Source organism: Paraburkholderia sp. SIMBA_054 (genome assembly GCF_046534875.1).
GTDB lineage: Bacteria > Pseudomonadota > Gammaproteobacteria > Burkholderiales > Burkholderiaceae > Paraburkholderia > Paraburkholderia hospita.
The window spans coordinates 1-13,979 of record NZ_JAWRXV010000084.1 but is presented as its reverse complement, the minus strand read 5'-3'; the positions used below and the strand labels follow the sequence as shown (position 1 = coordinate 13,979).

Here is a 13,979-nt window from a genome sequence, read left to right as displayed (position 1 = left end):
TCGTCACCCATATCGGGAGGACGACGCTGGCGGCTCCCGTTCGCAGTGCTCGCGTCACAGCTTATTTCTGGAAGGAAACACAATGAAGTCGATCGAACGGCGCGCGCGCCACCCTCTTGTCTCCCACGCGATTCGTGCTGCCGCGCTGCCGCTTGCCGCACTCGCGATTGCGAGCCTTGGCGCATGCGCGTCGTCGAACGAAACGAAGCTGATCAACCTGCCCAACGGCGAAACCGGCTTCGCGGTCAGCTGCAGCGGCGCGGACGCGAGTTCGAGCTGGGCATCGTGCTACGTGCTGGCGGGCAAGGCGTGCGGCGCGACGGGTTACGACATCGTTTCGAAGGACAGCGACGATGGCGGCCTGGCAGGCGGCAGCGTCACGAACGTGGTGTCGGCGAGCGTGAAGAACCGTTCGATGGTGATTCGCTGCAAGTGATTCACTAGCTGTCAGCGCCGCGCGGCGTCAATGCGCCTGCATCTTCGAAAACAGGTTGAGCACGACGACGCCCGCGACGATCAGGCTCAAACCCGCGACAGCCGCAAGATCCGGCACCTGTCGATACATCACGATCGCGACCAGCGTGATCAGCACGATCCCGACGCCGGACCAGATCGCATACACGATGCCGACGGGCAGGCTCTTCAGCGTGAGCGACAGGCAGTAAAACGAAATGCCGTAGCCGAGCAGCACGACGAGCGCGGGCACGAGCCGCGTGAAGCCTTCCGACGCGCGCAGCGCCGAGGTCGCGATCACTTCGGCGACGATGGCGATGCCGAGCAATGCATAGGGCGGCACGCGCATGCGTCAGGCCTTCGCAAGCGCGAGCTTGCTGTAGTCGTGGCCGAGTTGCGCGCACAGCGCCTCGACGACGAGTTCGTGATCCGCGCGTTGCGGCAGCCCCGATACCGTCACCGATCCGATTACGCCCGCGCCCTTCACGGTCAGCGGAAACGCACCGCCATGCGATGCATAGTCGGCCACGGGAAGACTGTGTTTGTCGGCCAGCGTCGCGTTCGACTGTTGCAGCTTCAGCCCGACGGCATACGAGCTGCAGCGGAAATACGCGACCGTGTTGCCCTTGCGGCGCGCCCAGTTGACGTTGTCCGGCGTCGCGCCTTCCAGCAACGAGAAGAACATGGGCTGGCCGAACGTGCGGATATCGATGGCGAGCGCAAGGCCGCGCGCTTTCGCGACCTCGCGCAGATACGCGCCGAGTTGCCACGCGGTGTCGGCATCGAAATGAGGGAAGACAAGCGAGTGTTCCTGCGCAGCGATCGACTGCAAATCGTGAGCGATGTCCATGGCGTGTCGAGAGAGCATTGATGAATGCGGTGCCGCACGCGATAGAAGTCTCGTTCGGCACCGAAGAACGAGGATTCTAGCGCACGTGTCGTGCGCTACATGGCCATGCTCTCACAGTAACGACGGGCATTCGATGCGCCTTCGACGCACTTGTCGCGGCAAGCCAGATCACCGTCGCTTTCCACACTTTCATGTCGATTCTTAAAAACTGATTGCATTGAGCATGCGGTTGCCCTATAATCTTTTCTTCGACGGACGCGGGGTGGAGCAGTCTGGCAGCTCGTCGGGCTCATAACCCGAAGGTCGTAGGTTCAAATCCTACCCCCGCAACCAGTACTCACTGGTTACATGTTCCAAGCGTCATCAAGCCGTCGCACCATCAAACCCGCCCATGGCGGGTTTTTTGTTTTGCGGGTCGGCCTTCGCTTCAACACGAAATCATCACGCGCACGCAGCACTTACGTCGTCCGCCTCCGTCATCGTCACGCCGCTCCCCGGTGATACACTCCCATCACCGTTTCCCATCCGCTTCCTATGAAATTCTGTTCCGTCTGCGGCCACGCAGTGAGCCTGAGCATCCCGCCCGGCGACAACCGTGAACGCTTCGTCTGCGCGAGCTGCGGCACCGTGCACTATCAGAATCCGCGCAACGTGGTCGGCACCGTTCCCGTCTGGGATGACAAGGTGCTGCTGTGCCGGCGCGCGATCGAACCGCGCTACGGCTACTGGACTCTGCCCGCAGGCTTCATGGAAATGGGAGAGACCACCTCGGAAGCCGCCTCGCGCGAAACGCTGGAAGAAGCCGGCGCGCGCGTCGAAGTGCAAAACCTGTACACGCTGCTGAACGTGCCGCACGTGCATCAGGTGCATCTGTTCTACCTCGCGCGGCTGCTCGATCTCGATGTCGAAGCAGGCGAAGAGAGCCTCGAAGTGCGCCTCTTCGAAGAGCACGAAATTCCATGGAACGACATCGCGTTCCCGACCGTCGCGCAAACCTTGCGCTTCTTCTTCACCGACCGCGCGTCGGGCAACTACGGTCTGCACACGGGCGACATCTTCCGCTCGCTGCGCGACGGTTGACCACAACGACAGCTGTCGCATGGTTCCCTGGCTAGGCCCCGACGATCCGTTTCCGCCCGTCGAACGCGCGCTGTCCACAGCGAGCGGCGCGCCGGGCCTGCTCGCGGCAAGCGCAGACCTGTTGCCGTCGAGGCTGATCGACGCGTACCGGCGCGGCATTTTTCCGTGGTACTCCGACGGTCAGCCCGTGCTCTGGTGGACACCCGACCCGCGCATGGTCCTGCGGCCGCGCGAGTTCAAGATCTCGCCTTCGCTGAAAAAGACGCTCAAGCGCGTGCTGCGTGACGACGCGTGGGAAATCCGCGTAGACGCCGATTTCCCCGCCGTGATGCGCGCCTGCGCGCTCGCGCCGCGTCACGGCCAGCGCGGCACCTGGATCACGTCGGACGTGATCGAGGCTTACACGGCATTGCACCGCCGCGGCGAAGCGCACAGCATCGAAGCGTGGCACGAGGGAAAGCGCGTCGGCGGATTGTATGGCGTGTCGTTCGGCAAAATGTTCTTCGGCGAATCGATGTTTGCGGACGTCACCGATGCATCGAAAATTGCGCTCTCCGCGCTCGTCTTCCACTTGCGACGTCACGAAATAGAAATGATAGACTGCCAGCAGAACACGTCGCATCTGGCGTCGCTGGGCGGCCGCGAGATCACGCGCAAGGCGTTCGTCGCGCATGTGCGCGCGAACGTCGACGCAGCGCCGATCCCCTGGTCGTTCGACAAGACCGTCGTGCGCGATCTTTTTGCGCCGGCGGTGTGATGCGCAGCGTCGTCGAGGGCCAACGCCACGTGAACGATGACAATCGCCATGGACGCGTCCGCCGGGCATGCTGCACACTACCGTTGAGCAGCGAGCCGGATTGGCAAATCCAGAAACGCTTCGAGAGCTGCTAACGTGACTCACCCGAATGAGCTGCCGCTTTCACCGCTTTCGGCGCTGCAATTCTATGCAACAGCGCCTTACCCTTGCAGTTATCTGGAAGGGCGCGTCGCGCGCTCGCAGGTTGCGACGCCCAGCCATCTGATCAACTCCGACGTCTATACCGAACTCGTACGCGCGGGCTTTCGCCGCTCGGGCGTGTTCACGTACCGGCCGTACTGCGACGGCTGCCGCGCATGCGTGCCCGTGCGCGTGCCCGTCGAACGCTTCACGCCGAACCGCACGCAGCGGCGGGTGTGGAAACGTCACGGCAACCTGATCGCGACCGTCGCGCCGCTGCATTACGACGAAGAGCACTACGCGCTCTACATGCGCTATCAGTCGGCCCGCCACGCGGGCGGCGGCATGGACCGCGACAGCCGCGACCAGTACGAACAGTTCCTGTTGCAAAGCCGGATCAATTCGCGCCTCGTCGAATTCCGCGAGCCCGCCAATCCCGGTTACGCAGGCCATCCCGACATGCCCGGCACGCTGCGCATGGTCAGCATGATCGATATCCTCGGCGACGGACTGTCGTCGGTGTATACGTTCTTCGATCCCGACCTGCCGCACACGAGCTTCGGCACCTACAACATCCTCTGGCAGATCGAGCAGGCGCGCAGCCTCAAGCTGCCGCACGTGTATCTCGGCTACTGGATCCGCGAAAGCCCGAAGATGGCCTACAAGGCCAATTTCACGCCGCTCGAAGGGCTTTTCGACGGCGCATGGAAGGTGCTCGACACTGACGCGCTGGATCTCTCCCCCGTCGATGCCGCGAAAGCGGGCATGCGCGGCATGCGTGGCGAGCGAGGCTGATTGCTCGGACGGAGTAGCGGATTCGCAGCCGCCCTTTAGTCCCGATTCGCTTCAAAACCGAAACGTCGATAGCCGCCGCGCCGAACCGTTAAAATAGCGGGTTCTCATTTTCAGCCGCCAGGCGCCCCGCCGTGTTCAGTTCCCTCTATCCGCTCGTACGCGCCCAACTCTTCCGCATGGACGCGGAAGACGCCCACCATCTCACCCTGCGCATGCTTGGCGCGGCCGGACGCACCGGACTCGCGGGCGCGCTCGCGCCGCACGTGCCCGATTCGCCGCGCACCGTGATGGGGCTGACGTTCAGGAACCCGGTCGGCCTCGCGGCAGGTCTCGACAAGGATGGCGCGTGCATCGACGGTCTCGCGGCGCTCGGTTTCGGCTTCATCGAGGTCGGCACCGTGACGCCGCGCGCGCAGCCGGGCAATCCGCGCCCGCGCATGTTCCGCTTGCCGCAGGCGAATGCCGTGATCAACCGGATGGGCTTCAACAACGCGGGCGTCGACCAGTTCGTGAAGAACGTGCAGGCCGCGCGCTATCGCGGCACGCTCGGGCTGAACATCGGCAAGAACGCCGACACGCCGATCGAGCGCGCCGCCGACGACTACCTGTATTGCCTCGAGCGCGTCTATCCGTTCGCGAGCTACGTGACCGTCAACATCTCGTCGCCGAACACGAAGAACCTGCGCCAGTTGCAAGGCGCGGACGAACTCGACGCGCTGCTCGCCGCGCTGAAGGACAAGCAGCAGCGTCTCGCCGATCTGCACGGCAAGCTCGTGCCGCTCGCGCTGAAGATCGCGCCTGATCTCGACGACGAGCAGATCAAGTCGATCGCCGATACGTTGCTGCGTCACCGGTTCGAAGGCGTGATCGCGACCAACACGACACTCTCGCGCACTGCCGTGCAAGGCCTGCCGCACGCCGACGAAGCGGGCGGCCTGTCGGGGCGTCCTGTGTTCGATGCATCGAACGAGGTGATCCGCAAGCTGCGCGTGCAAGTCGGCAGCGAGGTGCCGATCATCGGCGTGGGCGGGATTTTCTCGGGCGCGGACGCGCAGGCCAAGCTCGATGCGGGCGCATCGCTCGTGCAGCTTTATACGGGCTTCATCTATCGCGGCCCTGCCCTCGTCGCCGAGTGCGCGCAAGCGCTTGCCAATCGCCGGGGCTGAGCGAAGCCGCGGCGCGACCGAACACCGCTAGAGATGCAACGTCAACGCGCCGCCACCGCATCGAGCCGCGTGCCGAACCGGTCGAAGCGCGGCTTGTAGAAGTGATCCGGGTCGAGCGAAAACGCGACACGGCGCGTGCGGCCCATCAGCTCTTCACGCGGAAAGAAACCGAAATAGCGCGAATCCGCGCTGTCATCGCGATTGTCGCCGAGCATCAGATATTCGCCCGCGGGCACCGTCACCGGGTCGAACGAGCGGCGCGGGCTCGGCGCGACTTCCGAGAGCCGCACGACATGCGCAACGCCCGCGAAGCGCTCTGTCAGATAATCGCCGGGTGAAGCAGCGTCGCCGGGCAACGGTGCGAGCGGAAGCGGTTGATAGCTCGCGCGCACGCCGTTCACGTACAGCACGTTGTCGCGCATCGCGACGATATCGCCAGGCAGGCCGATCAGGCGTTTCACGATCAGCTCGTGCGCGGCGGATGAATCGATCGTCACGATGTCGCCGCGCTGCGGGTCATGCAGATGTGCGATTGCGATGTGCGTGAGCGGCACGCGCAGATCGTAAGCCATCTTGTCGACGAGGATGCGGTCGCCCTCGCGGATGGTCGGCAGCATCGAGCCACTCGGCACGACGTTCCAGTCGGCGATCGCGCTGCGAAACAGCACCATCAGAACGATAAACGCGACGAGACTCTTGTACTCGCGCCACAGTCTGGCCAGCATGCGCATCATCGCGCTCCTCGAAACAGCTTGTCTACGGAAGGGAAACGAAACTGGCGGCCTTTGTTTTCAGGCGCGAACACAGGGCCGAACACCCACCTGCACCCGTCCACACCCGCACCGGCGGCGACGATCCTATCATTGCGCGCGCCCGTCGCGCAGCGTCACTCGCATGGAAACCTGAGCCCCAGTGCCGCGCGCGCCGCATCGGCCATCGCGATCATCTGGCGCGACTTCGCGTGCGTCATGATGGGACTTTCGAGCTCGCCGCTGCGAATCAGATCGCAGAAGTGCGCGGTCTCGTAGTTGAGGCCGCCGCCTTCGAACGGCGCATCGAGTTCAACGATGCGTCCGTCCACGTAGCGCACCGTCGCACGCGCCGGGTTCCACCAGTTCTCGTGAATCGTGATGTGGCCCAGCGTGCCCGCGATAAACGCATCGCCCTTGCCGAACAGGTCCAGTCCGCAAAAGATCTGCGCAATGCCGTTTTCGTGGCGGCTGTTGAGGCTCGCGAAGGTATCGACGCCCGTCCGCCCGAGCCGTCCCAGCGTCTGCACGTCGAGCGGCGCGCCGAGCCAGTCGACAGCAAGAAACATCTCGTAGATACCGATATCGAGCAGCGCGCCGCCCGCCTGTTCGAGCGACAGCGACGGATGATCGTCGGGCACGCCCGGCACCGAGCAGCCGGCTCGCACGAGGCCGATCGCACCGATAGGATCGTTCGCGAGATGGGCGCGCAGCTTCCTGTAGAGCGGATAGAACGGCGGCTTCATCGCTTCCATGAAGAGCCGTTGCGACGCGCGCGCGCTGTCGATCACGCGATCGAGTTGCGCCGCGTTGACCGTCGCGGGCTTTTCGCACAGCACATGAATACCGGCTTCGAGCGCGGCCGTCGCGTAGTGCGCGTGGCTGTCCTGCATCGTCGCGATATAGAGCGCGTCGATGCCGCTTTGAAGGAGTGCGTCGAAGCTGTCGAGCGCCTGTCCCCCATGTTGCTGCGCAAACGTTTCAGCGGGAGCGCGGCGGCGGGACCAGACTGCTGTCAGCCGCGTGTCGGGGACATGCGCGAGGCTTTGCGCGAAACGATGGGCGATGCGGCCTGTGCCAACGATGCCCCAGCGTAATGTCGCGAGATGCCCGGAATGGTGGTGGGTTGCTGCGTTATTCATCGGTCGCAAAAAGGGGTGTCCATCCAGTGAGTGACAGCCGACATTGTCGCCGATGTCGCGTATCACTTCGTCGGACTCGCCTTCGCACGGCCTGGGGTGCTACCGGTGTTGCCGGGTGAAACCTGTTGAAACCTGTTGAAACTGAGCTGCCCTGCCTCGTCCTGTTGCTATGCCGCAGCGTCCGGCATGGCACCGCTCAGGCGGCTCATCGAGAAATCGATCAACGCAATCGACGCCGTTTCCGCTTCCTTCGCATCGTGCCGCTCGATCGCCTCGACCACGCGCGAGTGCAACCGCACCGTTTCTTCCCATGCGCTGTGCGGCAGATCGACGAGCGGCTTCAACGCGGATAGCGCACCTCGAATAATCGCCGCCATCTGCTGGAAGAACTGGTTGCCGCTCGCAATCACGATGCGCGTATGCAGTACTTCATCCGCAGTCTGATGCCCGGGTTCGCCAGGCGGGCTGTTGCGGAAAGCCTCGAACGCATCGCGGATCGCGGCGATGTCCGAGGCGTTACCGCGCGTGGCCGCCTGTGCAGCGGCGCGCGGTTCGATCAGCACGCGGAACTCGATCACGTCGCGCAAGAACATCGGATCGGGCTTCGCACGAAAGCGCCAGTTCACGACGTCCTCGTCGATCATGCGCCAGTCGTGCATCGGCCTGATACGCGTGCCGATCTTGGGCCGCACGTCGAGCATGTGACGGGCGAGCAGCATCGACAGTGCCTCGCGCATCACCGTGCGGCTGACGTCGAATTCCTTCGACAATACGTCTTGCGGCGGTAACACCGCACCGTACTTCTCTTCGACGATCCCGGTCACAAGACCATCCATGACCTTGCTAACCAAGGAACGTTCTTTATTGGTTTGTTCCATCATCCTTCTCCCCGATGCGGCGTTTCTCGCCTGCGATGAATGTTGATCACGTGCCCTCGTGTCATTTTTTATTTTGTGAACAATACGTTGCGTTGCTTTATCTGGATGCGCCAGTCGGGAAATTACTCGACAGGGTATTCCCTCCGATCAATTGTTTCTTTCGTATAACGCGTCGTGAAGCGAATCTGGAAGCACATCGCCACAAGTTTGCGCAATGGGGAAAAATTGCATCGAAAGTACTGCACGCATAGGTCCGATAATCCCTTGCGGTTACATTCGTTACGTTTGTTACCGATCGAATCAATTAGCAGTCCGCATTCTTATACGTGCATATGACCCGTATGATTTATACGGTCCGCTCATCAATCGCGCGGCTCCGATTCGCCTGGATCGTCGTATCCCTCCGTCAACAACGGTCCGCCGCCACGCAAGCGTAGCGTCCGCCGAAAAACATCAGGCGACGCCTGCTCGAGCGAAAAGACCAATACTCCACTCCTATGAACAACCTGTGGTCGCCGCACGGATGACGGTCGACGATACGGGCTGCAAAGCGTGCCACTGCCCTCTCTAGCAGCCTCACGCCCGGCAGCCCATCCGCGGCGGAAAAACTGGGTGCCAGCCATGTTTACGGTTCGCCCGCGAAATGACGGCAATGCGGTTCCTGCTCGTTCGACAAAACACTTACGCTGAAGTGTGTGTCGTCCATCAATTCGAAAGCGTTGTTCATTGAAGGCGCACGGCATGGGTTTCACATCGATTTCACTGACGGGTGTCCGCGCATTCATTCGCCATCCCTTACGTGTATGTCTTTCTTGCGTCCGCTGCATGCCTCGACTCGAACATGCCAGCACGATGCAGCCATTCAATCAGACTTTTATGCTGCCGTTCTGTGCGTGCACACACAGAGCCGCTCACGATGCCGCGCCACACACATTGCCCGCACGCCAGCAGCACGCTCGCGATGATCCGCATGCGGCTGCCGCCGTCAGGCATCGCAATCGAATAGATGAGACAGAGCAGCGCCGACATCACGAGCATCAGCGGCGGCGCGGCAGCCGACCCTGCGGAAGACGCGCTTCCGCAGTCATTGAAGCTCGAACGTGTTGATGGGTGTCGCGTCTTCACGCTCGCGCCACTGCGCCGCGAACAGACTTTGGCTGCCCGTGCGCGGCTGCCATCTGAGCCCGATGTACGGCGTGCCGTGATCAAGAAACGGACCATCCGTCTTCCTGAAGCCGAACTGCTCGTAGAAGCCGCGCAACCCGACCTGCGCCGTCACACGCACTGCGCGTCCCGGCCAACGCTTGCAGATGTCATGCAGCGCGCGCTCGATCAGCGCAAGCGCTGTGCCATCGCTGCGCCGGGCCGGACTCGTCAGGATCTTGTCGATCACCACGTCGGGGTCTTCGCTGTCGCCCGGCTGGATACGCGCGTACGCGAGAATCGGCATCTGCCGGGTCATGTCCTCGGCGGCGAACAGATGCAGCGCGCCTTCATCGTGACCGTCCGCGTCGAGATGGATGTGCCATTGTTCGACGACGAACACAGCGCTGCGCGCCCGCATGATCAGGTACAGCTCGCGCGCGCTGAGTTGGTCGAACTCCAGCGTCTTCCAGTTCATCACGTTTCCCCTATGGCTTATGGTCAGGTGAGCACAGTGCGGCGAGCGTGATCCCTTTGTTACGACGACACATTACTTCCAGGACCTCCGTATTTCCGTGCGGAATCGCACCGACGCTCCAGCATCCGGATACGTCAAATACGATCACTGAAGCGAGCCGTCACGCCGGTGCCGCGCGCCATTCACATGGACCGGAGGGCGCGCTCTGCGCTCGACACGACGCTGTTCCGTCTGCTGCACGGTCGACGTCAAACGATTTCGCTAACTCCGCTCACCGGGCGTGTTACAGGCTTGACGCCAAATGGCGAAGCGCATGGAATCAACAGCACCGCGCCCGCCTTCTATGGCCGATACGCCGCGCTTGCGCCGAAACAGCCGGATTGCCCTTGTTGCAAGGGCGGCTTCGCGCAAACACCCGGCCCTGTGACGTTGGCGTGCGTCGAACACACTCACTGCGCAAGCAACGAAATCGCGTCGCCAAAGCACGCGTCCGTGCGGCAGCGTACTCAAGCCATGCAACATATCTGAATCAATTCTGGCGAGTCGTCGAAACGTCTATGTGACACACTTTTGGCGTGTACCGCGCCGTTGACGGGCCACTCCCGCGCATCGAGTTTCTTATTCAAACTTCAATCTGATCAACGACTTGCAGATCGTATTTAATGAAGAATCGGTCGTACAGCGCAAAAAAAGCCGTTTTGCATATTTGAAACAAAACTGCGCGTTTTGCCATTTCTCAAACCAGGCGTCGCGAGGCAAGCCCGCATGGGTGCTTGCTATCGGGGTTATTGGCATGGTTGTCGCTAAAGGTAGCGCACGGCAACAGCGCCCCCCCACGAATCGGAATCGTGAAGGCGCGGGAAAGCCGGACGGGGCCGACCCTGCGTATCGCCGCTTGCCAGGCGGAACAACAAACGACGCAGAGACGGACAAAAACAGCCATGCGCACAATGCGCGGGCTTCATGCGAGGACCGATCATGTTGACCCTTCAATCCGATCTGCACGGCAACCATTTGCTGGGCTCCCTGCCGCCCCATGAGTGGCAGGCGCTCGTCCCTCATCTTGAGCTCGTTCATCTGCGCACGGAGCAATTGCTGTGCGACTCCGGGCAGCGCATTCATCACGTGTATTTCCCGACGAGTGCGATCATCTCGCTGCTCTCCACGATGGAAGACGGCGGCTCGGTCGAGATTGCCGCGGTAGGCCGCGAAGGCATGACGGGCGTGCCCATCCTCACGGGCGGTGAAACCATGCCGAACCGCGTGCAGGTGCAATGCTCAGGCTTCGCTTACCGCATCAGCGCACAGGCGCTGCGCCAGCAGCTGCAACGCTCGGATCTGCTGCGCCGGCTGATGCTCCTCTACATGCACGCACTGCTCACGCAGGTCGCGCAGACGGCTGCATGCAACCGCCATCACTCGCTCAGCAAGCAGCTGTGCCGCTGGCTGCTGATCGAAGTGGACCGCGTCGCCTCGAACGATCTGACCGTCACGCAACAGCTGATCGCCGATATGCTCGGCGTGCGCCGCGAAGGCATCACGGAAGCGGCCGGCAAGCTGCATGATGAAGGCCTGATTCATCACAGCCGCGGCCATATCAAGGTGCTCGACCGCAAGGGCCTCGAAGCCCGCGCCTGCGAATGCTATGGCCTCGTGAAGCGCGAGTTCGACCGTCTGCTGCCGCGGTGCCTGCATCAAGTCGAAGCGGTGAACTGAAGAGGTTGGTGGGTTCCGTATCAAAAGCGTCGCACGCGGCTTGGATGCGCTATTCGTCATCGCAGGCGCGCTGAACGCGCACTGAATGCGCTGTTCGGCGCCGACCGGTCTCACCGATACCGAACGGCTGCTGATCGCATGTCAATGCGCGCTCGCGTCGCCGTCGACGAAGCAAGCGCCGATCCGCGCAGCGTGCTATTCGTCGATCAAAGCGGCGAACCCGGCGGCGCGGAGTTCTGCTGCTGCTCGTGCGGGCGTGCGCATCGCGCGGCGAAGTGCTGCTGCACTCCGATGGCGCATTCCGCGAACGTCTCGAAGCGCTCGGCGTGCGCGTGAAGCTCGCGCGCAATGCACGCGTGTGGGACGTTTCGAAAAACGCGCCGCATCACGCGCGATCACTTAGGCCGCGCGCAGCTGACGATCATCAAACGGCTGTGCAGACTCGTCGCCGACAAGGGCATCGCCTGTTCACACGCATCCACGCAAGGGCTTGCCACGCTCACTGGACGCACAATCGAATCATGCTGCTTGCGATCCAGTGCGTCCTTCAAACGTTGCGCTACATTGCGTGCTGCAAAACAAAACGCGCCGCCTTGCACCATGCGAGGCGGCGCGTTCGTTTTGAGGCTTGAATTGCGGTGTGATTAGCTGCGTGAGTAGTCGATCCTTTCAACGCCCTTGTCCGTGCCGAGCAGGCACAGGTCCGCGCCGCGCGTCGCGAACAGGCCGACCGTCACGACGCCCGGCCACGCGTTGATGTGCGCTTCGACTGTACGCGGATCGCTGATGCGCAGACCCTTGACGTCGAGGATTTCGTTGCCGTTGTCGGTGATGTACGGCGAGCCGTCCTTCGTCACGCGCACGACGGGCACGCCGCCCTTCGCTGTCACGCGGCGGCCGATTGCCGTGCGCGCCATCGGTACGACTTCGATGGGGAGCGGAAACTGGCCGAGCACGTCGACGACCTTGCTCGCGTCCGCGATGCAGACGAACTTCTCCGACACCGACGCGACGATTTTCTCGCGCGTGAGCGCGCCGCCGCCGCCCTTGATCATTGCGCCGCCGTGATCTATTTCATCGGCGCCGTCGACATAAACGGGCAGCGATTCGATGTCGTTCAGATCGAACACCTGGATGCCGTGCGATTGCAGGCGCGCCGTCGTCGCGACCGAGCTGGACACTGCGCCGCGATAGCGCGACTTGTGGGCGGCGAGCGCGTCGATGAAGCAGTTCGCCGTCGAGCCGGTGCCGACGCCGATGATGGCGCCTTCGGGCACGTTTGCGATCACGTAGTCGGCGGCGGCTTGGCCGACCAGTTGCTTGAGTTCGTCTTGAGTCATGATGAGAAATGCCAGGGCAAACGGAAAAATGCAAGTTTACCGGAGTCGAGGCGCGGGGCCGGATTTATTGCACGTGTTGAGCGTGCGCTTGCCGTTCATGGCGCGGGCCGTGCCGGTTCTGGCGGGGCGGCCTGCGTGTACTTGTCGAGCAGCGCCTGCGCGATCGCATCGGTTTGCGCATCGGGATTACCCGAGTAGTCGGCGGGACGGAAATGCACCTGGAACGCGGCGAACACGCGGCGCGTGCTGTCGTTGAGCACGCCATCCGTCGCGACTTCATAGCCGTAGCGTGCGAGCTTTTGCTGGAGCGCGCGGACGTCTGTAGGCGCATGCGGATCTCGGCCTGCGAGTTCTTTTGCGACGGTCGCATCGTCGGGCCATGCGCCGACGCCTGCATCGTAGAGTTGCTTCCACGGGAAGAGCGGGCCCGGGTCGATCTTGCGTTGCGGCGCGATGTCGCTGTGGCCGACGATGCGCGTCGGCGGAATGTTATATCGCGTGACGATGTCTTTTGCGAGGCGGATCATCGCGCTCACCTGCTCCGGCGGATAGGGTTGCCAGGTGCGGCCCTGCGGTGTGTCGATGGGGCCGAGGTTCACGTTTTCGATGCCGATCGAGGCGGCGTTCAGTTCTGTTGTGCCTTGCCAGGAACTTAGGCCTGCGTGCCAGGCGCGTTGTGATTCGGGCACCAGTTGCCAGATGATTGGTTCGCCGTTTTTTTCTTTTGGATGATCGGGGATGACGTAGTGGGCGCTGACCTGTTCATGCGTCAGGACGTCTAGCGACTGTTTTTCATCGATCTCGGTGTAGTGCATCACGAGGAAGCGGATGCGGGTGTCCTGGTATTGCGCTGTGTGCGATGTGTCTGTGTAGTAGGTGGTGTGGTGGATGATGGTCGAGGTGCAGGCTGTTGTTAGTAACGTTGCTGCTAGCGCTGCCGCGCTGATTGAGGTGGGTTTCATCGCTGTTGGGGTCTTTCGGTTCCTGGCTCTTTGCGGTTTTTGCACCGGTCGGTGTTTTGGCCTTTGCGGTGGCATCCGCGTTTTGTCTCTGGTTCGCATGCGTTGCCCCTGTGCGGGGCGACGCTTGAACACCAAAGACATAACTCGGATGCCAGCGCAAACCTAAACAGGGAGTGTCTGAATTTTTGTGTGCAAGGCAGCTAAAAGCCTGCGATCTGGCAGGCTCATCAATTGCATTCTACAAATGATTCCTGGTGAAGCGATCCTCGTAGAGGATCGCGAACTGGTTC

Annotated in this window: 15 protein-coding genes and 1 tRNA gene; 8 read left to right on the top strand and 8 right to left on the bottom strand. The window is 62.3% G+C overall.

Features of this window, described 5'->3' with window-relative positions:
• The first annotated feature begins 82 nt into the window (after positions 1-82).
• Positions 83-436: a hypothetical protein gene (locus SB822_RS49240; protein ID WP_007737316.1), complete on the top strand. Its 354-nt coding sequence runs from the start codon at positions 83-85 to the stop codon at positions 434-436.
• 27 nt (positions 437-463) lie between these two features.
• Here the strand turns inward: SB822_RS49240 and SB822_RS49235 are convergent, their stop codons facing one another.
• Together SB822_RS49235 and SB822_RS49230 are read right to left on the bottom strand one after the other, a co-directional pair.
• Entirely contained in the window at positions 464-802 is a 339-nt protein-coding gene (locus SB822_RS49235) for a DMT family transporter (RefSeq protein WP_007588046.1), read from the bottom strand.
• A 3-nt stretch (positions 803-805) separates the two neighbouring features.
• The gene (locus tag SB822_RS49230; RefSeq protein ID WP_007588048.1) at positions 806-1,303 is read right to left on the bottom strand and encodes a heme-degrading domain-containing protein; all 498 of its coding nucleotides are present in this window, start codon (positions 1,301-1,303) and stop codon (positions 806-808) included.
• 256 nt (positions 1,304-1,559) lie between these two features.
• Here SB822_RS49230 and SB822_RS49225 point away from each other — a divergent pair.
• From SB822_RS49225 to SB822_RS49205, 5 genes are all read left to right on the top strand, one after another.
• A tRNA-Met gene (locus tag SB822_RS49225) sits at positions 1,560-1,636 on the top strand.
• A gap of 201 nt (positions 1,637-1,837) precedes the next feature.
• A complete protein-coding gene (locus SB822_RS49220) occupies positions 1,838-2,383 on the top strand; it encodes an NUDIX hydrolase (RefSeq protein ID WP_007737311.1) in 546 nt (181 codons plus the stop codon).
• 19 nt (positions 2,384-2,402) lie between these two features.
• Positions 2,403-3,140 (top strand): leucyl/phenylalanyl-tRNA--protein transferase, encoded by a 738-nt coding sequence (aat, locus tag SB822_RS49215; protein ID WP_090838811.1) that lies wholly within the window; start codon positions 2,403-2,405, stop codon positions 3,138-3,140.
• A 135-nt stretch (positions 3,141-3,275) separates the two neighbouring features.
• On the top strand, positions 3,276-4,115 hold the full coding sequence (locus SB822_RS49210; RefSeq protein WP_090838810.1) for an arginyltransferase: 840 nt from the start codon (positions 3,276-3,278) through the stop codon (positions 4,113-4,115).
• A gap of 131 nt (positions 4,116-4,246) precedes the next feature.
• Positions 4,247-5,281, top strand: coding sequence for a quinone-dependent dihydroorotate dehydrogenase (locus tag SB822_RS49205; protein WP_086916363.1), 1,035 nt, complete (start codon positions 4,247-4,249; stop codon positions 5,279-5,281).
• A 41-nt stretch (positions 5,282-5,322) separates the two neighbouring features.
• On the opposite strand, the gene lepB is transcribed toward SB822_RS49205, so the two are convergent.
• The 4 genes from lepB to SB822_RS49185 all read right to left on the bottom strand — a co-directional run bounded on the left by lepB (position 5,323) and on the right by SB822_RS49185 (position 9,671).
• Positions 5,323-6,012, bottom strand: coding sequence for a signal peptidase I (gene lepB / locus SB822_RS49200; protein ID WP_007737308.1), 690 nt, complete (start codon positions 6,010-6,012; stop codon positions 5,323-5,325).
• Positions 6,013-6,167: 155 nt separating this feature from the next.
• On the bottom strand, positions 6,168-7,172 hold the full coding sequence (locus SB822_RS49195) for a Gfo/Idh/MocA family protein (protein WP_090838804.1): 1,005 nt from the start codon (positions 7,170-7,172) through the stop codon (positions 6,168-6,170).
• Positions 7,173-7,339: 167 nt separating this feature from the next.
• Positions 7,340-8,050 (bottom strand): FadR/GntR family transcriptional regulator, encoded by a 711-nt coding sequence (locus SB822_RS49190; protein ID WP_090838802.1) that lies wholly within the window; start codon positions 8,048-8,050, stop codon positions 7,340-7,342.
• 1,084 nt (positions 8,051-9,134) lie between these two features.
• Positions 9,135-9,671 (bottom strand): GNAT family N-acetyltransferase, encoded by a 537-nt coding sequence (locus SB822_RS49185; protein WP_090838799.1) that lies wholly within the window; start codon positions 9,669-9,671, stop codon positions 9,135-9,137.
• A 978-nt stretch (positions 9,672-10,649) separates the two neighbouring features.
• Here SB822_RS49185 and SB822_RS49180 point away from each other — a divergent pair.
• Positions 10,650-11,387: a Crp/Fnr family transcriptional regulator gene (locus tag SB822_RS49180; protein ID WP_090838796.1), complete on the top strand. Its 738-nt coding sequence runs from the start codon at positions 10,650-10,652 to the stop codon at positions 11,385-11,387.
• A gap of 138 nt (positions 11,388-11,525) precedes the next feature.
• A complete protein-coding gene (locus tag SB822_RS49175) occupies positions 11,526-11,723 on the top strand; it encodes a hypothetical protein (RefSeq protein ID WP_143055825.1) in 198 nt (65 codons plus the stop codon).
• 308 nt (positions 11,724-12,031) lie between these two features.
• Here SB822_RS49175 and rpiA read toward each other — a convergent pair whose 3' ends face one another.
• Both rpiA and SB822_RS49165 read right to left on the bottom strand, forming a co-directional pair.
• Positions 12,032-12,727, bottom strand: a complete 696-nt coding sequence (gene rpiA, locus SB822_RS49170) for a ribose-5-phosphate isomerase RpiA (RefSeq protein ID WP_090838790.1) — start codon at positions 12,725-12,727, stop codon at positions 12,032-12,034.
• Between the two features lie 95 nt (positions 12,728-12,822).
• A complete protein-coding gene (locus SB822_RS49165; protein ID WP_090838788.1) occupies positions 12,823-13,689 on the bottom strand; it encodes an N-acetylmuramoyl-L-alanine amidase in 867 nt (288 codons plus the stop codon).
• Positions 13,690-13,979: the final 290 nt, after the last annotated feature.